Source organism: Paenibacillus kribbensis (assembly GCF_001705305.1).
Lineage (GTDB): Bacteria > Bacillota > Bacilli > Paenibacillales > Paenibacillaceae > Paenibacillus > Paenibacillus kribbensis_B.
Map to the genome: position 1 here is coordinate 17,577 of NZ_MCBP01000009.1, position 23,241 is coordinate 40,817.

Genomic DNA, 23,241 nt, shown 5'->3' on the forward strand with positions numbered 1-23,241 from the left:
TCCACTTTCTTAAACACCAAAAACAAATCGAAGAAACATAATCTAATTAGTATAAAGGAAAGGCCATAACATGGCTTTTTCTTTATATCCTGGGAAAAATTAAAGGAGTGGGTCACATGAAGGGGAATCGAGTAAAAGATGGCTATCCTGGTTTGAAATTGGATGACTATCGTCAAGCCATTTTGCTGGACGAACCGACACGTATCATCAATCCTTCTTTACTGACAGAAGATCAATATATAAGGGCAATTGATAAATTGTTAAGATATTTTCAGTTAGAAGGTATTATCGATTCCGACCAAATTCCTCGAGAACAAACTGAAAAAAGAAAGCTGATTCACGCAGTTCAGAACGTAAGACAACCTGCACCGATGGATCCATCGGCCATGCAAGCTTTTGATATCTTGCTTGAGTATGAGAAAGAAAGAAAAGGAATTGTGGATGCCAATAAACTTCCAACCCTTCAGAGTGAAGGTATCTTCTTAAAGAATTTGCCTGCAGACCCTCTCGTCCTTTGGCGAGGGGATATCACTAGCTTGGATGTCGATGCTATTGTGAACGCTGCTAATCATCAAATGCTGGGATGCTTCCAACCCTTGCATTCATGCATTGATAATGCAATTCATACCGCGGCTGGGCCCGAGCTTCGCGAGGACTGCCAAATAATTATGAAACTTCAGGGTCATCCAGAGCTTACTGGTGATGCTAAAGTAACAAAAGCATACCACCTTCCATCGCGATTTGTTCTCCATACGGTTGGCCCCATTGTTCCTCATGAGACCCCGTCGCAGCGATCACAGGAAGAGGAACTTTCCTCCTGCTATACGTCCTGTCTCAACCTTGCTTCGCAAGTAAAGAACATCCGCAGTATTGCTTTTTGCGCCATATCCACTGGGGTTTTTAGCTACCCCAAGTTGGAGGCGGCACAGAACGCAATAAGAACGGTAAGCGAGTGGCTACAGAAGCATCCTGAACGATTTGACCGAATTATTTTTAATGTTTATAGCCAAGAAGATGAAGAGGTATACCGCAATGTTATAGACCGATATAAAGGTTAACTTTAGTATTTTTTTTGACAAGGATTGAAGAGGGAAAACCAAGAATACGTCCGTTTGGGAAATACAGTTATTCCTAGACAACCCGTACAAATATTTGCTGGAAAGCTTTACAATATCCAATTCTGTTTAGAAAGGAATGACCACATTTAATGAATGACTTTACACACCGAATAGCCCAAGCAAAGAAAGTTATAGAAGGTGCAGAATATATTCTTCTAGGTGGCGGTGCAGGTTTATCAGCTGCTGCTGGCATTGAGTACGGTGGTGAAAGGTTTAGGAGGAATTTCGCACCTTTTATTGAAAGGTACGGCTTAACCGATATGTACACCTCCGGTTTTTATCCGTTTAGAACACAAGAAGAAAGATGGGCTTACTGGGCAAAACATATTAGCCTTAACCGGTATGAAGTAGGTACGACTGAGCTTTATTTGAGCTTAAAACAGTTGGTACAGGGTAAAAAGCATTTCGTTATCACGACCAATGTTGACAGCCAGTTTGAGAAAGCAGGTTTTCCGCCAGATAAAATTTTTGAGGTACAAGGCAATTATGGATATCTTCAATGTGCTAAAGGGTACCATGATAGGGTGTATGGTAATGAGGGGCTAGTTAAGGAAATGATTAATAAGACAGTTGATTGCAAAATACCTACTGAGCTAGTTCCCAAATGTCCGGTCTGTGGTGAAAATATGGATCCACACCTCAGAATCAATCAATACTTTGTCCAGGATGAGAAATGGTACCGATTAAATGAAGCCTACAACAAATTTCTTCAAGAATCTGATGGGAAGAGAATCGTTTATTTAGAATTAGGAGTTGGGTTTAATACCCCAGCAATTATGCGATATCCATTTGAACGGTTAACTTATCATAATATAAATGCAACCTTAGTCCGATTTAATAAAGATAATCCAGAGGGCTTTGTAGAAAACAAAGATAAAACCATTGCTTTTTCAGAGAATATGCATGAAGTTGTATCAGCGATAATTAGTTAAACTCTTAAATGCAAAAATAGGGTGTTTCATTGAACTCCCTCGAAATGATTCAATTTCAATAAATTTTGTGCATAGTTGTTTTCTTTTATCTGATGGTATGGTGGAGTTTTATCATGTAGCGCATAGTGTCTTTTATCTTTAAGTGTGAGTAATGAAGCACAGATGTTTGTGAAGTAGTATATTATGTAAACAATGATATACACGTTTATTTACCCTTCAAGAGGAAATGTATAGATAAAAACAAATTCACAATTGACAACGCTTTAATTATTATGTTATCGTTCAGCTATAGGATTGTTACTGATTCGATCAGGCATGACCTAAATCTCCTTTTGTTTGATTTTGTTTTTTCAAAAAAGGGGGAGTTAGGTCTTTTTTTGTTAACTTCTTTAGAAAGAGGAGTTTCCATGCGCATCAAGAAGGTGTTTAATAACAATGTTGCTTTGGTTGAGAATCAAAACTTTAAAGAGATGATTGTCATGGGAAAGGCGATCGGATTTCAGAAGTATCCTGGGGATGTAATAGACGGCAAACGGATCGAAAAAACTTTTGTACTGGATATTCCTGAGAATACAGATAAGCTTATTTCTCTCTTTAATGAAATTCCTTCAGAAGACATTGCTCTTGCCGATGAGATGATCAACTTTGTACAGCCCATGTTGAAAAGGGCATTAAATGAGAGTACGCTGATCGCTTTGTCGGATCACATCAGTTTTGCTTTGAAAAGAGCAAGGGAGGGCATAGAAATAAAAAACCCACTTCTGTGGGAAATTAAGCAAGTGTACCCATTGGAATTTGATGCTGCTAAGCGAGCTATAGACCTGGTGCAAAAAGGTGCTGGGGTTGAGTTTCCTGAAGGTGAAGTGGCATTTCTTGCCCTTCATTTTGTGAATGGTCAGCTTGACGATGGACCCGAGCACGAGGGCATGGAATTGGCGGGTATTATTAGCAAAATACTTGACATTGTGAAGTATCACTATCAGGTGGAATTAGATGATAGCTCGTTAAATTTCACACGATTTGTGACTCATTTGCGCTATTTCATTCAAAGGCAGAGCAAAGGTGAAATTGCACACTCAGAGGATGTATTTTTGCATGATATAGTTAAAGACAAGTATCCGCGGGCTTACAAATGCTCGTTAAAGATAAAACAATATTTGGATACTAGTTATGGTTGGAGTTGTAGCTTGGACGAACTGCTGTACTTAACCGTTCACATACACCGTCTGACCTCTCGACTCGTATTCGAAGAAGAATAACAGAAGTTTAGGATTGTTACTGATTCGATCAGGCATGACCTAAATGACTTCTTACATGCTATTTTGGCAAATGCCGTGCATGATAAGAGTCATTTAGGTCTTTTTTTTTTAACCAATTCTCTCGGTGATGTGCTTACGGACAGCTGACGGGCAATCTCCAGTAGGATTTGACATATATCATCTTAACCTAATGTGCAGGAGGGATTTATATGAATAATGAACAATTGGCATCCAAAATTCTACAATTGGTTGGCGGCGCTAATAACGTCGATCATGTTGTGCATTGTTACACTCGTCTTCGGTTCAATTTGAAAGATGACAACCGGGCTGAAAAAGAGAGCATTGAAAAACTGGATGGAGTTATTACAGTACAGGAACAAAGCGGACAATTTCAAATTGTGATTGGAAATAATGTCGGTAAAGTCTATAACGAGCTGATCAAGCTCGCCGATATTTCTCCAAATCATCCCGGTACGGAATCCAATAGTAGCAAAAAGAAGCAAAACATAGTAAGTCGTTTGATGGAGACGATTGCTGGTATTTTTACTCCGGTTATTCCGGCCATTGCAGGGGCAGGGATACTGAAGGGACTATTAGGATTGATCACAGCTTTGAAATGGGCAGAATCGGGAAGCGATTCTATGCGTATCCTGGCCCTGGTTGCCGACAGTGTATTTTACTTTTTGCCATTCTTTCTGGCTGTATCAGCTGCGCGCAAATTTAAAACAAGTGAGTTTATGGCATTGGGACTTGCAGGCGGGCTTATGTATCCTACGATTATGGACGCAGCCAAATCCATAGCAGCTGGGAAAGTAGTTGAACCTATATCCTTTATGGGCATGCCTGTTGGTTTGGTGAATTACAGTTCAACTGTTATTCCGATTATCCTGTCTGTCTGGATTTTGTCGTATGTATATCGGTTGATCGACCGGTTTATGCCTACTGTGGTTAAGTCAATTTTCACTCCAACATTAGCGTTGCTTATTATGATTCCGATTGAACTGATCGTAATCGGACCTATGGGCTCCTATTTGGGGGTTAGCCTGGCGAATGGTGTGAGTTGGTTATTTGAGCATGTGGGCTTTCTGGCAGGGATGCTGTTAGGCGGAACCCGACCATTGCTTGTCATGGTTGGGATGCATTATGGCTTAATGCCAATCGCTATTTCGAACTTGGCTACGATTGGTTTTGACTATCTGCTCCCGATTTTCTTTGTGAGCAATATGGGACAGATGGCCGCAGCATTTGCTGTATTTCTGAAAACAAAAAACAAATCTTTTAAAGCCATTGCTGCATCCACGTCATTCTCTGCATTACTGGGGATTACGGAACCAGCAATGTACGGGGTGAACCTGAAGCTGAAAAAGCCATTTATTGCAGCTTTGATTGGTTCCGGTATGGGTGGAGCTTTTTTAACCATTTTTCATGTGAAGTCATACGGATTTGTGCTTCCTGGCATTACTGCACTCCCGGTATTTATAGGGCCTGAGTTTATTTATCTGATTATTGGGACACTGATCACCGTTGTTTCGACTATTGTTCTTACCTATATCTTTGGCTTTGAGGATGTGCCAGGAGGGGATACAAAGGAGGCATCCAGTGCTACGGTCACTCCAGATAAAAAATGGGAACCGGAGCGTACAGCGATTGAAATTCCAGAATCCAATCTATCCATGACAAGTCCGATTAATGGTACTATTGTTCCCTTAAAAGATGTACCTGACCAAGCCTTCTCACAGGGAGCCATGGGAAAAGGAGTGGGAATTGAGCCTTCCGAAGGCAAGATATATGCTCCTTTCGACGGAACAATAGAGACTGTATTCCGAACAAAACATGTCATTGCAATGAAGTCGCTGCAAGGTGTTGAAATCTTGATTCATATTGGCATAGATACCGTTAAACTGCAGGGACAGCATTTTGATGTATTTGTGGATGAGGGCCAGAAAATAAAGGCAGGAGATCTGCTAATGGAGTTTAACCTGGAAGAGATTCGTAAGGCTGGTTATCCTACAGTTACCCCAATCATTGTTACGAACAGCATGGATTATACCGATGTTATTGTGCTAGAACAGCCTGACTCTCAAGCATCAACACAGAAACCATTACTGGCTATTATGAAGTAATTAAATTCAGTATGCAGACTATCAAGATCGGAGAGATTACTATGAAAATGATCCCGGAACCACTTTTTCCTAAAGATTTTCTTTTTGGAGGCTCGTCTTCGGCATTCCAAGCCGAGGGAGCCTACGACGAGCACGGACGAGGCCGTTCAGTTATTGATATGTTACTTAGAAACGAAAAGCTGGCGGATTATAAAGTAGCTGTTGACCATTATCATCGATTTGAAGAGGACATTAAACTTATGCATGAGGCGGGGCTGAGAGCCTATCGTTTCTCGATGTCCTGGTCAAGAATCCTGCCTGAAGGCAATGGTGAAATCAATATGGCGGGAATAGAGTTTTATGACAAAGTAATCAATTTGCTTTTAAAATACAAAATTGAGCCCGTGGTAACCATTTATCATTTTGATTATCCTCAAGGATTGGTAGACCAATATCAAGGCTGGTTGTCGAGACAAAGTATTGAGGACTATGTTCATTATGCGTCGGTGCTGTTCAAGCATTTTGGAGATAGAGTAAAGTATTGGTTAACGATTAACGAGCAGGATCATGTTATTCATCTCCCGGAACGATTAGGCATTAAGAGGGAGATGACCGATAAGGAAATCGATAAAATTGCTACGCAAGCTTCGTATCATATGTGTGTTGCCACAGCTAAAGCGATCAAGCTCTGTCATGAGATGGTGGAGAACGGAAAAATAGGACCAGCGATGAACCCAATGATCGGGATTCCGGCTTCAATGAAGCCTGAGGATGTGCAGGCAGCCATCGACTATAATGAAATTGCAAGTTACTACTTGCTGGATATGCATTGCAAAGGGATTTTCTCGCCTATATACAAGAAATACCTGCTTGATCGAGGCATCTTTCCGCAAATAGAGGAAGCTGATCTGGAGGAAATGCGTACCCATCCGCCTGATTTTATTGGTGTGAATTATTATATGGCTAAAACAATCGAACATAGCAGTGAAACTGAAATCAAGCATAGAGGTAAAGGAGTAATTAAACAAGAAGAAGCCGGTATTTATAAAATAGTAAGCAACCCGCATATTCCTGTATCGGAATGGGGATGGGAAATTTGCGCACCTGGCTTGAAAATGGTCATTATGGAAATCTTTAATCGGTATAATCTCCCCGTTCTAATTACCGAAAATGGACTTGGAGCACTGGACGAATTGACCGAGGATAAGCAAATCGACGATGAATATCGAATACGTTATCTGTCGGATCATCTGAAGCAGTTGAAAGAATGCATCGATATGGGATATCCGGTGATTGGCTATTGTTTGTGGTCATTTATGGATCTGATCAGTGGTCATGACGGTATGGGCAAAAGGTATGGATTGGTTTATATTAACCGTTCAAATTCAGATCTGATGGACCTCGCCCGTATAAAAAAGAAGAGTTACCATTGGTATGCAAATGTGATTGCCACTAATGGCGCTGAATTATAGATCTCACCATAGCGTGAGACAAATTAAAACACCTTCAAGAGAATGCCCCATGTCGTAAGAAATGAGGATAAGCCTTGAAGGTGTTTTTGCTTTGGCAACAAGTGTGAGCTATCCACGGGAAGTAGAAATGAAAGCCAATTGTTTTATTCCACCCTAAACTTGAAGATAAGCATCAATTTTTGCGAGGGCTTCCTCTGTACCTCCAGATTGCTGGAAGCTATCATTTATTTTTTGTACACCCTCTTTATATGCTGCGTTCGACAACACTTCACGTACGGCTTCTCTTAACGATTCTACATTGATTTGGTCTTTGGTTATTCGATAGCCAGCTTGAAGCTCCGTTAACCGCTGCGCGACCAGCGGCTGATCCTTGTCCTGAGGCAATACGACCAAGGGAACATTGAAATGAATCCCTTCATTCACGCTGTTCATTCCACCATGAGTAATAAACACATCTGCATGACGCAATACCTCCAATTGAGGAACATAGGGCGAAATGATAAAGTGCTCAGGGGCCGGATTGATTTTCGTAAAGTCAGCTTTCTCGCCGGCTGCAATCACGACGATGCCTTCAAAATCGGCAAAAGCTTCAATACAGGTGTTAAAAAAGTCCTCAGTATGGTCCAGAACCGTTCCCATCGAAATATATAGAACCTTGTTATTTTGTAATACATCCAAAGGAAAAGAATGTTCCCCTTTGCGCTCAGGGAAGCTGGGACCAATAAAAAGGTTTTCCTCACCAAGACGGTCAGCGTCGGGTTGGAAATATCGGCTGGTGTATACAATATTCAGTGCCCCTGTATTGTTCATAAATTGAACCATACTCTCGGGAGCAACACCGAATCTTTCTTTCATGAGATTCAGTGAAGTCGCAGCCTGTTCATCAAGCTGAAACGGTACTTTTGCGTCAGAGCGAAAGAGATTGCTAGCCATTCGATTCTTTGAAATTAAAAAGGATGGCGATGATGCAATACCGGGAATATTCAAATAATCTCTAACTAACTCACCAGCTCCGAATCTATCATAGAACACAAAGTCAAAATCAATGCTTTTGGACAGCTGCTTGGTGATTGCTAATATGTCCATCGAAGTCTGGATATGAATATTCATAAATGCGTTCAACCCAGCCGGAGTACTGGTATCAATGGAAGCCGTTCTGATCAGGTCGGGATGCAGGTGAACCGTTGCTCCAACTGCTTCGAGTCTGTCCTTGTATTTCTCAGTTGTAATGTAATGTACCTGATCCCCACGTGCTGCAAAGGCTTGCGTAATCCCGAGCGTAGGATTCACATGCCCTTCTGCCGGAAAGTTAACCATTAATATGTGTAGCATTCATCATCACTCCTTTTCGCTTCATCGAAGATCGCAGTTCTCACTGAATCTCTCTATCCATAATAACAATAATATTTATATTTTCAAATGATATCCTTTCTGTAAGCGTATATTAAGTACTACAAGTTAATTTGAGAGAATTTCAAGGCCATGTTGGTAAGAAATTTGTATAACAAATATTTACTTCGTGCATAGTAAGGACGAACTCTACTCAGCAAGGGGGGTTTTTCTAAAATGAATGTTCAAAGAGCACAAGAAATAGCGTCCTCTCCCATAATGGCGAATGTGCTGTGTGAGGGGCAACCCATTTACATTCAGCATGTGAACGAACAGCGTGAGACGGCACGCATCTATGCGCTGAACCATCCGGAGGAGGAGCGGGAAGTACCTTTGTACACATTAACAGAACGGGATCAGACCCTGGAATAAGAAAGGAGCGATATGAAGAATGAAACCCAATCAACAGAAAGTGGTCGAGGCTGACCGTTTGAATTTTCGTGACCAGACTGATGATGTGGTCAGAGAAGTACCGGCCACGACGGATGCCAGCGAAGCAGTTGCAGCGATGACCTCACATATCAATAAATACGATGTACCGGATGAATTGGAGGAAAAATAGAGAATGACCAAGCACGCACAGGATATCCTGCTGCGTGCTTTTTATATAATATCAGAAAAAAAGTATTGCATATAGGTTTACTAGGTATTATGATAACAACAGATTTATATTTTTTTGTTTCTTTTAAAGGTATAAGGTTTAGACCTTAAAGATTTATGGATCGGAGTGTTCGTATGTTAATCCCATCTCCTCTGCGCTTTGAGAAAGTATCAGCTAAAAAAGTGAGTGATTTTATTAGAGAGCAGTTGGAAGAGGCTATTATTCTAAAAGAGTTGCTTAGCGAGGAGCAGCTGCCAACAGAGCGGGAACTCGCAGAGATATTTAATGCCAGCAGAATTACAGTTCGTGAGGCACTATCTCAATTGGAGTCCAAGGGGCTCATTGAAAAGAGAGTAGGTGCCAAGGGAGGGACCTTTGTTCTTCCGGTGACAGCAAATTCTCATAAACGTACCCGGGCAGAAATCGCACAAGATTGGGAGCATATGCTGAAGGTCTTTGAATATCGGATGATTGTGGAGCCTGAGGCTGCTTTTTTAGCGGCTGCACGGATCACTGCGGATGAACTGGACTTGCTTCAGCATTATCTGGATCAGAGTATTGAAGCGGATTGTACCCGAGAATGGTTTCGTGCCCTGGACGTCAAGTTTCATTTAGCCATTGCCAAGGCATCGGGCAACCCACTTTGTGAAGCCGCTGTCAGGCAGATTAGGACCCAAATTAACCCGGCGCTAGATCTCATGCCCTATGATAACCAGATTCGGACGGTGAACTACGACGTCCATACAGAAATCCTGAGTGCACTTCGGGCACGGGATGCTGAAAAGTCGCGGGAAGTAATGAGACACCATATCGGGCATTCCGCAGATGCCATTTATGCAAGATTGGTTGCAAAAGGCTAGATGGTGTCTTACAGAACAAAAAAATTTGCGGGGACGGTGAAAGCATGAAGGGTGAATGCACAAGCATACATGAGCTTTTGGCTTTATCAAGACCGCTTCAAGAGCAATTGATCACATGGCGAAGGGATTTTCATCGCCATCCTGAAACGGGATATGAAGAGATTCGCACGTCCGGTATTGTAGCTGAGCACTTACAAAGCCTGGGGTTGGAGGTAACAACACAGGTAGGTAAAACCGGGGTTGTGGGTCTGTTACGTGGAAAAAGCCCGGGGCCTACCATCGGTCTCAGGGCAGATATGGATGCTTTACCGATTCAGGATGAAAAAACAGCTCCCTATCGTTCGCAGATTCCGGGAAAGGCACATTTATGCGGACATGATGCCCATACTGCGATACTGATGGGAACCGCACAGTTACTGGCTACTTTGGAGAGACCGGAACGAGGCAATATCAAATTTGTCTTTCAACCGGCAGAAGAAGGTTTGGCCGGGGCCAAGGCTATGATTGATGACGGTGTGCTGGACAATCCCAAAGTAGATGCCATGGCAGGGTTACATATGTTCCCGGGTCTGAGGACAGGAACATTTGGGGTCAGCAAAGGGGTAGCTTTTGCATCAGCAGATGGCTTAACAATTAAAATTTTAGGCAAAGGGGGTCATGCCGCCCGTCCGCATGAGGGGATAGATGCGATTGCTGTATCTGCGCAGGTTATTTCTGCCCTGCAAAATATACCCAGCCGTCTGGTTGACCCGCTTGAGCCCATTGTCATTACCATTGGCAAAATTAGTGGCGGCTACATGGGGGCTGCCATTGCACCGGAAGTAGAAATGATCGGCACCGTTCGAACTCTATCTGCGGAGCTCCGCAGTCGAATGCCTGAACTGATCGAGCAGGTGGTCCGTGGGGTGTGTGAGTCGTTTGGGGCCGGATATGAATTGAATTATCAGCTTGGCTACCCGGTTGTGCAGAACGACCCGGATATGGTCGACCTGATGACGGAAACGAGTGAGCTATTGTTTAGCTCCAAGGAGTGGAGTTACATCAAACCGTCAACAGGCGGGGAGGATTTTGCTTTTTATTGTGAGCAGGTTCCCGGCGTGTTCTTCCGGCTGGGGTCCGGGAGAGGAGATGAGGAAACCAGCTACCCATTGCACCATCCCAAGTTTGATTTGGATGAATCGGTACTGCCTTATGGGGTAGCCATGATGTCGGCCATAGCGCTGAATTTTTTGAAGAAGAAATAAAGTTTGAGACGCTAGAGAAGCAGCTGTGTGGCAAAATACAACGTTAATGGACTGGAGTGGACAAAATGAACAGACACAAGTGGTTTACAGGCGGGATCACATTACTGATTGCAGCGATTATTCTGGCAGGCTGCGGTGCTCCATCCACAGGCGGCAGCAAGGACAGTGCAGCATCGACATCGACTGACAGTAAAGTGCTGACGATCGCGAATGCTACGGATATTGAGAGCTTTGATCCACATAACAATAACAATACGGCGAGTGAAGCCGTTCTGGTTAACGTATTTGACTACTTGCTGAAAAATGATAGTCAGCAGAAGAAAGTACCTGGACTCGCTACTTCCTGGGAAAAAGTAAACGATACGACCTGGCGGTTTCACTTGCGCGAAGGGGTTACCTTCCATAATGGTGATCCATTCACGGCGGAAGATGTGAAGTACACGATAGAAAGAGTGGCAAAGGATAACACGCTCAAACAAAATTCCTACTTTAAAAATATTAAAGAAGTGAAAGTGGTGGATGAACATACAGCAGACATCATAACGGATGGACCGGACCCGTTGCTGCTGAATCGTTTATCCAAAATGGGTGCAGGGATATTACCCTCCAAGTACATTGAGAAAAATGGGATAGAGGCATTCCTTAAAAATCCAATCGGTACAGGCCCTTATAAATTTAGTCAATGGATTAAGGATGACCGGGTGGTACTCGTTAAAAACGATAAGTATTATGAAGGTCAGCCGAAATGGGATCAGGTTGTTTTTCGCTCCATCCCGGAAGCCTCTACGCGTGTATCTGAACTGCTCGCGGGTTCCATTGACATTGCTTCGGGCATTCCGTCTACCGATGTAGCACGTATTCAAGGTGAAGACGGCAAAAAAATCGTCAAGGCACCGATTCAGCGAGTGCTGCAATTGATTTTGCGCCAAAGTCAGGGAAGTGCTACAGCTAACCCTAAGGTGAGAGAGGCCATCGACCTCGCAATCGATAAAAAGGGGATCGTGGACAGCATCGCAGGCGGTGCCGGGATCGTAACTCGCACTTCCGTTACGCCGGGCAACTTTGGTGCCGATCCTTCCCTGTATGAGAAGACCTTATATGATCCGGCTAAATCCAAGGAACTGCTCAAGCAAGCCGGTTATGCCAGCGCAGGCCCGGAATTAACCTTGTCGGTATCCTCAATATACAAGGAGTATGCTGAGGTTGTAGCCGCCATGTTAAATAAAGAGGGCTTCAAAATAAAGCTGGACGTGCTGGAGCCAAGTGCTTTCAGTGAGCGTTACAGTTCCAAATCCTTCAAGGAAATGTTTATGATCGGCATTGGTAATTCCCTGTTCGATGCTTCCAATAACTATAATCGTTACCTGCTGGAAGAGGCTAAAGGCGAAACGGATTATAACAATCCGAAGGTAGAGAAGCTGCTGCAGCATGCTCTGACAAATCTGGATACAGCCTCGCGTGAAAAAGAGTATCAGCAAGTGCAACAGATTTTGGCTGAAGATCGTCCGGCCGTCTATCTGTTCCAAATGGAAGGGATTTATGGCACTGGCAACGGCGTGAATTTCCAGCCGAGAAGCGATGAAATGTTCTATGCAGAGGATATTACACCTGCAAAATAAAACGAGAAGTGAACGGGCGGGGACCTCAATGCAGGTTCCTGCCCGTCCTTTTAAAAAAAGCCTGCTGGTTACGGAGGTGACGGATTGAAAACTTATATCGCCAAATCGCTGCTGCAGATGATTCCTGTACTGCTGATTGTCTCTCTGATTGTATTCATCCTGGTGAGGGTAACCGGGGACCCTGTAGCTCTCATGCTACCAGAGACCGCTACAGCCGAGGATCGTGCAGTATTGACACAAGCGCTTGGGCTGGATCAGCCATTATATGCGCAATACATTAAATTTATTGGCAGTGCCTTACAGGGCGATTTTGGCACCTCGTTTCGCTATGGTGAATCGGCTTTGCCCTTAGTGCTGGAACGGCTGCCAGCCAGTTTTGAATTGGCAGTAGCCGCCATGATTTTTGCGGTCATCATCGCAGTGCCATTGGGTGTACTCTCAGCAGTTAAGCGGAATACCTTTATGGATTTAATCATCTCCAGTTTGTCTGTCGTCGGGAAGGCCATGCCTAACTTTTGGATGGGGATTATGCTCATTTTGTTATTCTCCGTCATGTTGGGGATGCTTCCCGTGTCTGGCCGGGGCGGGATGGAGCATTTAATACTTCCGGCCTTTACACTGGGTGTCGGTCTTTCTGCACAAATGACCCGACTCATTCGCTCCAGTATGCTGGACATTTTGAATCAGGACTATATACGGACAGCACGAAGTAAAGGGATTTTTGAGATCGTAGTTATCGGAAAACACGCTTTTCGCAATGGATTAATTCCGGTTGTCACGATCATGAGCTTGCAATTTACAAGCTTGATCGGCGGAACGCTGATTACCGAGACGGTATTTGCATGGCCGGGCTTGGGGCAGTTGCTTGTTGTTGCAGTGAATACACACGATATGGCCATTGTTCAGGCCGCTGTATTTGTGATCGCCTTGATTGTCGTCATCAGCAATATTTTAACGGATGTCGTTTACCGACTGCTTGATCCCAGAATTAAATACAACTAGAGAGAGGAGGAGAAGATGTGGCAGGCATCAATCATATACAAGCCCTTGACTCGGAGCCAGACGACCCCAAGCAATTCCTTCGACTGTCAGCTATTGGGCGCGTGTGGAAGCAACTGTTACGAAGTAAAACCGGAACGGTCGGTGCGGTACTGATACTGCTCGTTAGCCTAACAGCTCTATTTGCACCTCTTCTGGCCACTCACAATCCTGCGGATATTGACCCGCTTAACCGACTGAAACCACCCATGTGGCTGGATGGTGGAGCGTCAGAGCATTGGCTTGGTACAGATAATCTGGGGCGGGATATGTGGAGCCGTATCGTGTACGGGGCCAGAGTTTCGCTTATCGTCGGTGTCGGTGCAGTCCTGGTCTCAGGTACTATTGGCGCGATCCTCGGACTTCTTGCCGGGTTTTATGGCAAATGGGTGGATGCCGTTATTATGAGAGTTGCCGATGCATTTTTGGCCATTCCGGCCATTCTGCTGATGCTGGTCGTCTTGGCCGTGGTAGGGCCTGGCATGACTACACTTATTTTTGTTATTGGCGTTACGAATTGGGTTGCTTATACAAGGGTGGTCCGGGGCGAGGTATTGAGTATCAAGGAACGGGACTTCGTCAAGGCAGCCAAGGCGATTGGCTCCAAAAATAGCAGGATTCTGTTGAAGCACATTTTACCCAATGTCTTGTCTTCGTTCATTGTGATTTCCGGCATGAATGTGGCGACAACGATTATTATGGAAGCTTCGCTTAGTTTTCTCGGATTGGGGATCACGCCACCGGCCGTGTCCTGGGGCGGTATGCTGAGCGATGGCAGACAATATGTAGCTACAAGCTGGTGGGTGGCAACGTTTCCCGGTCTGGCGATTACCATCACGGTCCTGGGCGTCATTTTCCTCGGTGACTGGCTTCGCGACGTGTTAGATCCCCACATGAAGGCGAAAGAATAACAGAAGGGGGGCGGAAAAGATGTCCACAAAACTGCTTGAAGTGAACCATTTGAAAACCTACTTTAAAACAGAGGATGGAATCGTTCCCTCGGTCAACGGTGTCAGCTTCACTGTGAGCCCGGGCGAAACATTAGCGATTGTTGGAGAGTCCGGTTCCGGTAAAAGTGTAACCTCCTTGTCTATTATGGGCTTAGTTGCTGCGCCGGGAAAAGTTGTGGGCGGGGAGATTTTGCTGGAAGGTCGGGATTTACTCCAATTGTCCAAGGGAGAAATGCGTAAATATCGAGGAAACGAGATATCCATGATTTTTCAGGAGCCGATGAACTCGCTGAATCCGGTATTTACGATTGGCAACCAGATCAGTGAGGTGATTCGGCAGCATCAAAAGTTGAGTAAAGCTGAGGCGCGGGTGAAAAGTATTGAGATGCTGGAGAGGGTAGGCATACCTGGTGCCTCGAAGGTTGTAGGTTATTTCCCGCATCAGTTGTCCGGTGGTATGCGTCAGCGGGTGATGATCGCAATGGCCTTGGCCTGCCGTCCGAAACTGCTGATTGCCGATGAACCGACGACGGCACTGGACGTTACGATTCAGGCTCAAATATTGAATTTGATCCACAAGCTAAGCAAGGAAGAGAACACAGGTATCATTCTGATCACCCATGATTTAGGTGTGGTCGCGGAAATGGCCGATCGGGTGGTTGTGATGTACGCCGGTGAAGTAGTCGAGGAAGCAAACGTGTTTGATTTGTTCGAAAAGCCGGGTCACCCCTATACGATCGGGCTGCTAGGATCACTCCCCAAGCTTACAGAGCAGAGAGAATGGCTGGATTCCATTCCCGGCACCGTTCCTAATATGATGCAGATGCCGAGTGGATGTCCATTTCATCCTCGCTGCCCTTATGCCCAGGAACAGTGCACCCAGGTTCATCCTAAAATACAGGCCAAGGACCAAGGACACTATGTCAGATGTTTGCGGATGGAGGAGGTGTCGGTATGAGTGAGGCAGTACAGGGAACACCGCTTCTTGAGGTGAATGGACTCAAAAAATATTATCCAATGAAAAAGGGCTGGTTCTCCAAAAAAAACAATTATGTGCGGGCGGTTGATGATTTGAGCTTTAAGGTTATGCCTGGCGAAACCTTGGGTATTGTAGGGGAATCGGGTTGCGGTAAATCAACGACGGGACAAATGATTACACAACTGCTGGAGCCTACGGCAGGCGAAATCCGTTTTCAAGGGCAAAGCCTGTCTGATTTAACGGACGAAGAGGTCCGCAAAGTTAGACGAGATTTGCAATTTGTATTTCAAGATCCATACTCTTCTTTGAACCCAAGAATGAAGATCTTTGATATCGTCGCTGAACCGTTGCAAGTACATGGGCTTGCTAAGGGCAAGGAACTGAAAGCCGAAGTTTTCCGGCTGCTGCAGACGGTAGGACTAGGCGCTCACCTGGCAGATCGGCATCCCCATGAATTCAGTGGCGGACAGCGGCAACGGATCGGCATAGCCAGGGCACTTGCCATGAAGCCGAAGCTCATCGTTTGCGATGAGCCTGTGTCAGCGCTGGATGTGTCGATTCAGGCTCAGATTTTGAATTTGTTAAAAGAGCTCCAGCAGCAGTTCGAGCTCACTTACATTTTTATCGCTCACGGTCTGCCCTCTGTCAAGCATATCAGCGATCGCATCGCGGTGATGTACTTGGGCAAAATTGTGGAGCTTGCAGATCGTGATGAGTTGTTTGCGCGGCCACAGCATCCGTACACCAAAGCACTGCTTGATGCAGTACCCGTCCCTGATCCAAGGCTGCGCAAGGAGCGAATCACATTGACAGGTGAAATCCCGAATCCTGCCAATCCGCCTTCGGGCTGTACTTTTCACACTCGTTGCCCATACGCACAAGAGAAATGCCGCGGGCAGAGCCCGCTGCTCGAAGAGCATACGCCAGGGCATATTGCAGCCTGTCATTTTCCTCTGCATCAGCAGATGGCTCACGAATAGATACAACTTTGGCAGTGTGTTCGACAGTGTGATTTAACGGAAAAGGGAGGGCTACTCTTGAATAAACGCTCAATTGTACCGGAGGATTTGTACGGATATCAGTGGATCAGTGATCCGGCAATAAGCCCTGATGGAACGATTGCCTACGTCAACAAAAGCATAGATCGTTCAAAGAATGACTACCAGATGCACATCCGTGTCGTATCGCTTCATGGAAACGAAGACAAGCCGTTGACCCATGGCAACAAGGATTCGGCTCCTGCCTGGTCACCTGACGGATCGCAGCTTGCTTTTTTACGTGTGGCTAATGGAAGCAAGCAGCTATGGACGATTCCGGCTGAAGGTGGAGAGGGGCAGCGGCTGACGGAAGTGAAGCGTGGAGTGGGTGCATTCGTCTGGTCGCCGGACGGGAAGTATATTGTATTCACAAGTATGGTTAGTATCAACGCCGAGCGGGAAGCCATGGAGCTTGAGGAATATAGCAAGCAATCCGGTGAGCGGGGACGTATCGTGGATCGTACCACTCCCAAAGCAGAAGGATCGGGCTGGTGGAACGGTCTGTTTAGTCATTTATTTGTATTGGAGCTTGAAGACGGCCGGGTAACTCCAATAACCTCGGGACCTTGGAATGCTGCTTATCCGGTATGGTCCATGGATAGCAAACGGATTTCATTTTTATCCAAGCGTGTAGAAGACGACAAGCTGGATGCAGATCTTCTTTCATACGCGGATGTTTATACGGTTGATTGCGACGGCAGTAATCTGGAGAAGGTTACGGATTCCAGCTTGGCGATCAGCCAATTTTCGTATGCACCGGATGGCAAATCATTGACGCTGATCGCCAGTGATCGCATCTATGGCAGCGGTAGCCAGAATCGCCTGTATACTGTGCCTGTAGCGGGGGGAGCCCCGCAGCTATTGTTTCCTGAGTTGGGTATGCAAATCGGTAACTTTGCCCTAAGTGATATGAAATCCTTTGGTCCGTCTCCATCTCCGGTATATGCTCCTGCGAGGTTAAAGCAAGAAATGTATGTGCTCGGGACGTTACAGGGAGCTGTCCATGTATACCGGTTCGCTGCGGACGGCAGTGTCCAGGCAGTGACTGCGGGAAGCGATAGAGATGTCTATCAGTACACGTTGTCTGCTGATGGCCGCTACCTGGTTTTTGCAGCACTTGATGTGAATGGGCCTGGAGAGCTGTATCAAATGAATCTGGACACAGGCGAAGAAAAACGGCTCACGTTCCATAACGATGATTACCTGGCATCCTTGCAGGTGAGTGTGCCGGAGACATTTTGGTTTGAGGCTTCGGATGGCTTCAAGGTACAGGGGTGGATGTTCAAACCGGCTGGACTCGGCCCTAAAGAACAGGTTCCAATGATTTTACAGATTCACGGTGGCCCCCATGCGATGTATACCAGCACGTATAGCCATGAGATGCAGACGCTCCTTGCACAAGGGTATGCCGTGCTGATGACCAATCCACGTGGCAGCTTCGGTTATGGACAGGATTGTGCCCAAGCCTGTCGGGGGGATTTTGGAGGAGGAGATTATCGCGATGTGCTGGATGCCCTGGACTTTGCGCTGAATCAGTTTGATTTTATAGATGCAACCCGGCTCGGCGTAGCTGGAGGCAGCTATGGAGGCTTGATGACCAACTGGATCATCTCTCATACCAACCGATTCCGCGCCGCCGTTACGCAGCGCTGCATCTCTAATTGGCTATCCTTCTATGGCTTGAGCGATATCGGGATTTCCTATACAGAGGGAATTGTTGGGGCCAATCCGTGGGAAGATCCTGAGCTGCTCTGGTCCAAATCCCCACTGGCGCATGTAAATAACATCGAAACTCCGCTGCTGATTTTACACGGCGAGGAAGACTTGCGCTGCCCTGTTGGACAAGGGGATGAGTTATATACAGCCTTGAAGCGGCTTGGTAAAACAACACGCCTCATTCGCTATCCCGGGTCCAATCATTCTTTGCTGAAAAGCGGCAAACCGTCCCTTCGTGTAGATAACTTTGAACAAGTGATTGCCTGGTTTAAGTCCTACTTGAGCAAAGGGGCTGACTCCGATGAGTAAAGTACAATTGTCGATACCCGTTGCCTTGCTGATCGAGAACTTACGTTCAAGTGGTGAGCCGACAGACGTCATCATTGAGTGTATAAAGAAGCGGGATTTTTCTCCTTTAGTCGATAAGGTTAAAGAAAGAACAATGGACTTTGAAGAACGTTGTCAAACGGCAGAAGATATAGGGGACGAGTGGGAAGAAGCGCTCCACCGTGGTTATGAATTTAAGTTTTTACACATCAATGGATTGAAAAGGCTGCTTTATTTTCGTTTTGATCGAGCTATAGATCGCGATTATGAGCAGGATGGAATCACATTAAAGAATCTGCATCTCGATCCTGATGAAATCGATACCTTGCAGGGGCTTATCGGCAGACAGTGGCAGGTGATTAAGGAGGATAATGAAGCAGGCAACGTGCGGAGGACCGTAAGTATTAAGCTTTTATATCGAAATGAAGACGATTGAAAAAGATAGCAAGACCCTTTGGCGGGTCTTGCTTTTTCATGGTTTAGATCAATTTTACTATGCTCAACGAACGTTATTAATTTGCGAATTGTAAGAAATCTTCTTTGTTGCTTTTAAAAATGAACTGAATTAGTATATAAGCATATAGTTATATCGTTAAGGGGGTTACACAATGCAACAACTTGATTATGTAGCCGATCACTTAAAGCTATTGGGGGATAAAACGCGGCTGGCCATGCTCACCCTGTTAAAAGAAAGAGAATGGTGTGTTTGCGAATTCGTGGACATCTTCGATATGTCGCAGCCAGGCATCAGCCAGCATTTAAGAAAATTAAAGTCGCAAGGGATTGTAAAAGAAGACAGACGAGGACAATGGGTACACTATTCCTTAAACGTAGATGACAAGCCGCATATTCAAGCTGTGCTTGAGTGTATGCCGGATTCCAAGCATATTTTAAAATGGCTGAATAAAGAGGAACCCACAGCATCCTGTGGACCGGATTCCCCAGCCTACTCCTCCTAGAGGTTGTTCTGTTTATCTCCCTGCAGGGGTAAATGTTGTTTTTTAATATAAGTATATGCTTATAAGGTAATGGAGGTTTTGAACATTGGTTTTGTTGGCATGCATTATATTCTTGGCCACTTTAGTGTTGGTGATCTGGCAGCCTAAAAATCTGTCTATTGGCTGGTCGGCTTGCGGAGGAGCAATACTTGCTCTGCTAGTGGGTGTCGTCGATTTGCATGATGTTTGGGAAGTTACTCGGATTGTCTGGAATGCGACTTTGACTTTTGTGGCCATTATTCTGATTTCGCTGGTGCTCGATAAAATCGGTTTCTTCGAATGGGCAGCACTTCACATGGCACGGGCTGCGCGGGGAAGCGGAACCCGGATGTTTGTTTATGTGACCATACTGGGTGCCGTTGTGGCTGCTTTTTTTGCCAATGATGGCGCGGCCTTAATCCTGACACCGATTGTACTCGCGATGGTTCGGGCACTGAAATTGGATGAGAAAATGATTTTCCCTTTCATCATAGCAAGCGGATTTATTGCCGACACGACGTCGCTTCCGCTTGTAGTCAGCAACCTCGTGAACATTGTATCAGCCGATTTCTTTGGAATCACGTTTATGGAATATGCGAGTCGCATGATTGTGCCTAATTTATTTTCCTTAGCGGCTAGTATCGTGGTACTGTATGTCTTTTTCCGCAAAAGGATTCCGAGAACATTTGATGCTTCACAGTTAATAACGCCTGCAGAAGCGATTAAAGACCCAAAAATGTTCCGCATGTCCTGGTTTGTTCTCGCGGTTCTGCTGGTTGGATACTTTGTGTCCGAATTTTTTAATATTCCTGTTTCGGTGGTAGCTGGCGTGATTTCTATATTTTTCTTGCTGATGGCGAGAAGAAGCCCTGCGGTACCGATAAAAGATGTCCTTAAAGGCGCTCCATGGGCCATCGTATTTTTCTCCATCGGGATGTATGTTGTGGTGTATGGCCTGCGTAATGCAGGTTTGACGGATCTGCTGGCTCATGTGATTCAAGCGACTGCTGCTCAAGGCATGTTTGTGGCCACCGTGGGTATGGGCTTTATCGCGGCAGTCCTCTCGTCGGTGATGAATAACATGCCTACGGTCATGATTAATGCACTTGCCATTGATGCCACCCATACCACCGGCATGATCAAAGAGGCGCTGATTTATGCCAATGTGATTGGATCGGATTTGGGGCCGAAAATAACCCCGATTGGTTCATTGGCGACATTATTATGGCTGCATGTGCTTGGCTCTAAAGGCGTGAAAATTTCTTGGGGAGCTTATTTTAAAACAGGCATTATTTTAACGATTCCTGCACTTTTTATTACACTGTTAGGCCTGTATCTGTGGCTGGTCATTTCATAATTAAACATTGAAGGAGACGTTTATCATGGGGAAAAAGACAATTTACTTTTTGTGCACCGGTAATTCCTGCCGGAGTCAAATGGCAGAGGGCTGGGCCAAGAAATACTTGGGAGACGGTTGGAACGTGTACAGTGCAGGCATTGAAGCCCACGGCCTTAATCCTAAAGCGGTGCAGGCGATGAATGAAGCAGGGATCGATATTTCAGGTCAAACTTCGGATATCATTGATCCGGTCTTGCTGAACAGTGCCGATTTGGTTGTGACCTTGTGCGGGGATGCGGCTGATAAATGTCCCGTCACACCTCCACAAGTTCGTCGTGAGCATTGGGGATTTGATGATCCGGCCAAAGCACAAGGAACAGAAGAAGAGAAATGGGCCGTTTTCCAGCGAGTTCGTGATCAGGTGGGAGAACGGATTAAGCATTTTGCGGAAACCGGAGAATAATAGAACGTTCAGCCGGGGGCGATCCCGGCTTGTTTTTTTAAAAATAGAAAAAAGCACAGTCCTGATAAGAATTTTTGATCGGGACTGTTTTTATTTTATTTTATGGCTAATTGAACATTAAATCACGTTATTTCGTTGACACAGTCCACAAAAATTATTACTATAATTGTTGTAAAAGTCCACTAAATAGGGGGGGTAAAATGAATATAGATGCTGAATTCATCGCAGATATGAGACGTTTCAATCGATTTTATACCAACATACTCGGTTTGTTGGATCGACATGTGCTGGATAGCGGACATTCCTTTACCGAGGCACGTGTCATTATAGAGATCGGTATGATCGAGCCCTGCATAGCCAATACATTAGTCGATTCTCTTAAAATTGACCGCAGCTATATGAGTAGAATCATAGCTAAACTTTGCAAAGAGGGCTTTCTTGTTAAGGAAAATTCTTCGGTGGATAATAGAACAAATCTGATTCGTTTAACGCCTAAAGGAAAAACGTTCTATCGCCAACTGGATGAAAGGTCCGACGAGCAAATCATAAAATTAGTTCAAGGTCTATCAGAGGAAGAAATTAAAGAATTACATACTTCTATGGTGTTCATTCAGAACAAACTGGAGAAATTGGAGAGAATACAACATGATTCGATTTGAGTGCGATTATACCGAAGGTGCCCACGAGCGTATATTAAAGCGACTATTGGAGACGAATGACGAACAAACTGGCGGCTATGGTGTGGATGAGCACTGTGAAAAAGCCAGAGCTTATATTAAAAAGGCATGTAACTCCGAAAACGCAGATGTACACTTTTTAGTTGGAGGTACACAGACGAATACAACGGTGATCTCTTCTATTTTGCGTCCGCATCAAGGTGCCGTTGCTGCAGTTTCTGGACATATTGCTGTACATGAGACCGGAGCGATTGAAGCTACTGGGCATAAAGTACTTACTTTGCCAAGTGATGATGGGAAAATTCGGGCTGAACAGGTAAAGGAGCTGTATGACGCTCACTGGAATGATGCCGCTCCTGAGCATAGCGTCCAGCCCGGTATGGTTTATATCTCTCAGCCTACCGAAAATGGAACGATCTATACTAAATCCGAGCTGGAAGCGTTAAGCCAAGTCTGCCGGGACTGCGGCTTACCCTTGTTTATAGACGGCGCTCGCTTAGGGTATGGCCTGGTTGCAGACGACAGCGATTTATCTTTAGCAGATATAGCGAAGCTATGCGATGTATTTTATATCGGCGGGACCAAAATTGGAGCCTTGATGGGTGAAGCTGTGGTCATTGTAAATGATGCTTTGAAAAAGGATTTTCGATACATGATCAAGCAAAAAGGAGGGCTGCTGGCGAAGGGACGCATGTTGGGCATTCAGTTTGAAACTTTATTTGAAGATGGTTTATACTTTGACATTTCCAAGCACGCCATAGATATGGCCATGCTGCTTCAAACTGCGTTAACAAAACAAGGAATTAGCTTCCTATATCATTCTACAACCAATCAGCAGTTCCCGATTTTGCCAGATCGTACTTTAAAAGCATTGAGCGAAAAATATACTTTTTCCTTTTGGGAAAAAGCCGATGCTACACATAGTGCTGTTCGATTTTGTACCAGTTGGGCTACGAAGAAAGAAAATGTTGAAATGCTGATTCAGGATATCCAAGCATTGCAGTAAAGGAAACATAAGATGATAGGGGAGTAAATCCGCAAGCTCGTACTTCATTGCATAGCTGCAGCGAAGTATGAGCTTTTTGTGCTGCCGTTGCACTTGATCCAATGCGGCTTGTCTTCAGTTCCATGAAAGAGCAAGC

At 45.1% G+C, this 23,241-nt stretch carries 22 protein-coding genes; 21 read left to right on the forward strand and 1 reads right to left on the reverse strand.

All coding sequences use genetic code 11. From position 1 onward, the window contains the following. The first annotated feature begins 116 nt into the window (after window positions 1–116). The 5 genes from BAZ21_RS16600 (at window position 117) to BAZ21_RS16620 (ending at window position 6,883) form a co-directional block, all read left to right on the forward strand. A complete protein-coding gene (locus BAZ21_RS16600) occupies window positions 117–1,058 on the forward strand; it encodes a protein-ADP-ribose hydrolase (RefSeq protein WP_084011724.1) in 942 nt (313 codons plus the stop codon). 149 nt (window positions 1,059–1,207) lie between these two features. Beyond that, complete coding sequence (locus BAZ21_RS16605) at window positions 1,208–2,050, forward strand: Sir2 family NAD-dependent protein deacetylase (protein WP_068503006.1); 843 nt, start codon at window positions 1,208–1,210, stop codon at window positions 2,048–2,050. Window positions 2,051–2,457: 407 nt separating this feature from the next. Continuing rightward, window positions 2,458–3,309 carry a BglG family transcription antiterminator LicT gene (gene licT, locus BAZ21_RS16610; protein ID WP_068503008.1) on the forward strand — a complete coding sequence of 284 codons (852 nt, stop codon included), beginning with the start codon at window positions 2,458–2,460 and terminating at the stop codon, window positions 3,307–3,309. Between the two features lie 209 nt (window positions 3,310–3,518). After that, the gene (locus tag BAZ21_RS16615) at window positions 3,519–5,432 is read left to right on the forward strand and encodes a beta-glucoside-specific PTS transporter subunit IIABC (RefSeq protein WP_068503011.1); all 1,914 of its coding nucleotides are present in this window, start codon (window positions 3,519–3,521) and stop codon (window positions 5,430–5,432) included. Between the two features lie 41 nt (window positions 5,433–5,473). Continuing rightward, on the forward strand, window positions 5,474–6,883 hold the full coding sequence (locus tag BAZ21_RS16620) for a glycoside hydrolase family 1 protein (protein WP_084011728.1): 1,410 nt from the start codon (window positions 5,474–5,476) through the stop codon (window positions 6,881–6,883). 153 nt (window positions 6,884–7,036) lie between these two features. On the opposite strand, the gene BAZ21_RS16625 is transcribed toward BAZ21_RS16620, so the two are convergent. Then, entirely contained in the window at window positions 7,037–8,215 is a 1,179-nt protein-coding gene (locus tag BAZ21_RS16625; protein ID WP_068503014.1) for a macrolide family glycosyltransferase, read from the reverse strand. A 234-nt stretch (window positions 8,216–8,449) separates the two neighbouring features. Here BAZ21_RS16625 and BAZ21_RS16630 point away from each other — a divergent pair, with 234 nt between their 5' ends. From BAZ21_RS16630 to BAZ21_RS16700, 16 genes are all read left to right on the forward strand, one after another. Continuing rightward, window positions 8,450–8,644: a small acid-soluble spore protein H gene (locus BAZ21_RS16630; RefSeq protein WP_007432294.1), complete on the forward strand. Its 195-nt coding sequence runs from the start codon at window positions 8,450–8,452 to the stop codon at window positions 8,642–8,644. Between the two features lie 19 nt (window positions 8,645–8,663). Continuing rightward, window positions 8,664–8,834 carry a hypothetical protein gene (locus BAZ21_RS29050; protein WP_007432293.1) on the forward strand — a complete coding sequence of 57 codons (171 nt, stop codon included), beginning with the start codon at window positions 8,664–8,666 and terminating at the stop codon, window positions 8,832–8,834. A 173-nt stretch (window positions 8,835–9,007) separates the two neighbouring features. Then, window positions 9,008–9,733 (forward strand): FadR/GntR family transcriptional regulator, encoded by a 726-nt coding sequence (locus tag BAZ21_RS16635; protein WP_068503017.1) that lies wholly within the window; start codon window positions 9,008–9,010, stop codon window positions 9,731–9,733. Window positions 9,734–9,777: 44 nt separating this feature from the next. Then, window positions 9,778–10,977: a M20 metallopeptidase family protein gene (locus BAZ21_RS16640; protein ID WP_068503021.1), complete on the forward strand. Its 1,200-nt coding sequence runs from the start codon at window positions 9,778–9,780 to the stop codon at window positions 10,975–10,977. 65 nt (window positions 10,978–11,042) lie between these two features. Further along, the gene (locus BAZ21_RS16645; protein ID WP_068503025.1) at window positions 11,043–12,596 is read left to right on the forward strand and encodes an ABC transporter substrate-binding protein; all 1,554 of its coding nucleotides are present in this window, start codon (window positions 11,043–11,045) and stop codon (window positions 12,594–12,596) included. A gap of 84 nt (window positions 12,597–12,680) precedes the next feature. Next, entirely contained in the window at window positions 12,681–13,598 is a 918-nt protein-coding gene (locus BAZ21_RS16650; RefSeq protein WP_068503028.1) for an ABC transporter permease, read from the forward strand. Window positions 13,599–13,615: 17 nt separating this feature from the next. Continuing rightward, window positions 13,616–14,545 carry an ABC transporter permease gene (locus BAZ21_RS16655; RefSeq protein ID WP_068503030.1) on the forward strand — a complete coding sequence of 310 codons (930 nt, stop codon included), beginning with the start codon at window positions 13,616–13,618 and terminating at the stop codon, window positions 14,543–14,545. Between the two features lie 19 nt (window positions 14,546–14,564). Beyond that, complete coding sequence (locus BAZ21_RS16660) at window positions 14,565–15,542, forward strand: ABC transporter ATP-binding protein (RefSeq protein ID WP_068503033.1); 978 nt, start codon at window positions 14,565–14,567, stop codon at window positions 15,540–15,542. Beyond that, window positions 15,539–16,543, forward strand: a complete 1,005-nt coding sequence (locus BAZ21_RS16665) for an ABC transporter ATP-binding protein (RefSeq protein WP_068503036.1) — start codon at window positions 15,539–15,541, stop codon at window positions 16,541–16,543. Before BAZ21_RS16660 ends, BAZ21_RS16665 begins: the two co-directional genes overlap by 4 nt. Before the next feature lie 57 nt (window positions 16,544–16,600). Further along, window positions 16,601–18,625, forward strand: coding sequence for a S9 family peptidase (locus tag BAZ21_RS16670; RefSeq protein WP_068503038.1), 2,025 nt, complete (start codon window positions 16,601–16,603; stop codon window positions 18,623–18,625). After that, window positions 18,618–19,079 (forward strand): hypothetical protein, encoded by a 462-nt coding sequence (locus tag BAZ21_RS16675; protein WP_068503040.1) that lies wholly within the window; start codon window positions 18,618–18,620, stop codon window positions 19,077–19,079. Before BAZ21_RS16670 ends, BAZ21_RS16675 begins: the two co-directional genes overlap by 8 nt. 172 nt (window positions 19,080–19,251) lie before the next feature. Then, window positions 19,252–19,602 (forward strand): ArsR/SmtB family transcription factor, encoded by a 351-nt coding sequence (locus tag BAZ21_RS16680; protein ID WP_068503043.1) that lies wholly within the window; start codon window positions 19,252–19,254, stop codon window positions 19,600–19,602. An 85-nt stretch (window positions 19,603–19,687) separates the two neighbouring features. Beyond that, complete coding sequence (locus tag BAZ21_RS16685) at window positions 19,688–20,977, forward strand: arsenic transporter (protein ID WP_068503045.1); 1,290 nt, start codon at window positions 19,688–19,690, stop codon at window positions 20,975–20,977. 25 nt (window positions 20,978–21,002) lie between these two features. Next, window positions 21,003–21,422 carry an arsenate reductase (thioredoxin) gene (gene arsC / locus BAZ21_RS16690; protein WP_068503049.1) on the forward strand — a complete coding sequence of 140 codons (420 nt, stop codon included), beginning with the start codon at window positions 21,003–21,005 and terminating at the stop codon, window positions 21,420–21,422. A 200-nt stretch (window positions 21,423–21,622) separates the two neighbouring features. Then, window positions 21,623–22,081, forward strand: coding sequence for a MarR family winged helix-turn-helix transcriptional regulator (locus BAZ21_RS16695; RefSeq protein ID WP_068503052.1), 459 nt, complete (start codon window positions 21,623–21,625; stop codon window positions 22,079–22,081). Further along, window positions 22,068–23,105, forward strand: a complete 1,038-nt coding sequence (locus BAZ21_RS16700; RefSeq protein WP_068503055.1) for a threonine aldolase family protein — start codon at window positions 22,068–22,070, stop codon at window positions 23,103–23,105. The genes BAZ21_RS16695 and BAZ21_RS16700 overlap by 14 nt, the downstream gene beginning before the upstream one ends. The last annotated feature ends 136 nt before the right edge of the window (window positions 23,106–23,241 follow it).

What these genes read in the sequence shown, in the direction of transcription:
- BAZ21_RS16680 (WP_068503043.1), top strand. Translation starts at nt 19,252, where the DNA reads ATGCAACAACTTGATTATGTAGCCGATCACTTAAAGCTATTGGGGGAT.
- BAZ21_RS16625 (WP_068503014.1), bottom strand. Translation starts at nt 8,215, where the DNA reads ATGCTACACATATTAATGGTTAACTTTCCGGCAGAAGGGCATGTGAAT.
- BAZ21_RS16620 (WP_084011728.1), top strand. Translation starts at nt 5,474, where the DNA reads ATGAAAATGATCCCGGAACCACTTTTTCCTAAAGATTTTCTTTTTGGA.
- BAZ21_RS16630 (WP_007432294.1), top strand. Translation starts at nt 8,450, where the DNA reads ATGAATGTTCAAAGAGCACAAGAAATAGCGTCCTCTCCCATAATGGCG.
- BAZ21_RS16665 (WP_068503036.1), top strand. Translation starts at nt 15,539, where the DNA reads ATGAGTGAGGCAGTACAGGGAACACCGCTTCTTGAGGTGAATGGACTC.
- licT (WP_068503008.1), top strand. Translation starts at nt 2,458, where the DNA reads ATGCGCATCAAGAAGGTGTTTAATAACAATGTTGCTTTGGTTGAGAAT.
- BAZ21_RS16615 (WP_068503011.1), top strand. Translation starts at nt 3,519, where the DNA reads ATGAATAATGAACAATTGGCATCCAAAATTCTACAATTGGTTGGCGGC.
- BAZ21_RS16660 (WP_068503033.1), top strand. Translation starts at nt 14,565, where the DNA reads ATGTCCACAAAACTGCTTGAAGTGAACCATTTGAAAACCTACTTTAAA.
- BAZ21_RS16640 (WP_068503021.1), top strand. Translation starts at nt 9,778, where the DNA reads ATGAAGGGTGAATGCACAAGCATACATGAGCTTTTGGCTTTATCAAGA.
- BAZ21_RS16695 (WP_068503052.1), top strand. Translation starts at nt 21,623, where the DNA reads ATGAATATAGATGCTGAATTCATCGCAGATATGAGACGTTTCAATCGA.
- BAZ21_RS16635 (WP_068503017.1), top strand. Translation starts at nt 9,008, where the DNA reads ATGTTAATCCCATCTCCTCTGCGCTTTGAGAAAGTATCAGCTAAAAAA.
- BAZ21_RS16645 (WP_068503025.1), top strand. Translation starts at nt 11,043, where the DNA reads ATGAACAGACACAAGTGGTTTACAGGCGGGATCACATTACTGATTGCA.
- BAZ21_RS29050 (WP_007432293.1), top strand. Translation starts at nt 8,664, where the DNA reads ATGAAACCCAATCAACAGAAAGTGGTCGAGGCTGACCGTTTGAATTTT.
- BAZ21_RS16605 (WP_068503006.1), top strand. Translation starts at nt 1,208, where the DNA reads ATGAATGACTTTACACACCGAATAGCCCAAGCAAAGAAAGTTATAGAA.
- arsC (WP_068503049.1), top strand. Translation starts at nt 21,003, where the DNA reads ATGGGGAAAAAGACAATTTACTTTTTGTGCACCGGTAATTCCTGCCGG.
- BAZ21_RS16675 (WP_068503040.1), top strand. Translation starts at nt 18,618, where the DNA reads ATGAGTAAAGTACAATTGTCGATACCCGTTGCCTTGCTGATCGAGAAC.
- BAZ21_RS16700 (WP_068503055.1), top strand. Translation starts at nt 22,068, where the DNA reads ATGATTCGATTTGAGTGCGATTATACCGAAGGTGCCCACGAGCGTATA.
- BAZ21_RS16600 (WP_084011724.1), top strand. Translation starts at nt 117, where the DNA reads ATGAAGGGGAATCGAGTAAAAGATGGCTATCCTGGTTTGAAATTGGAT.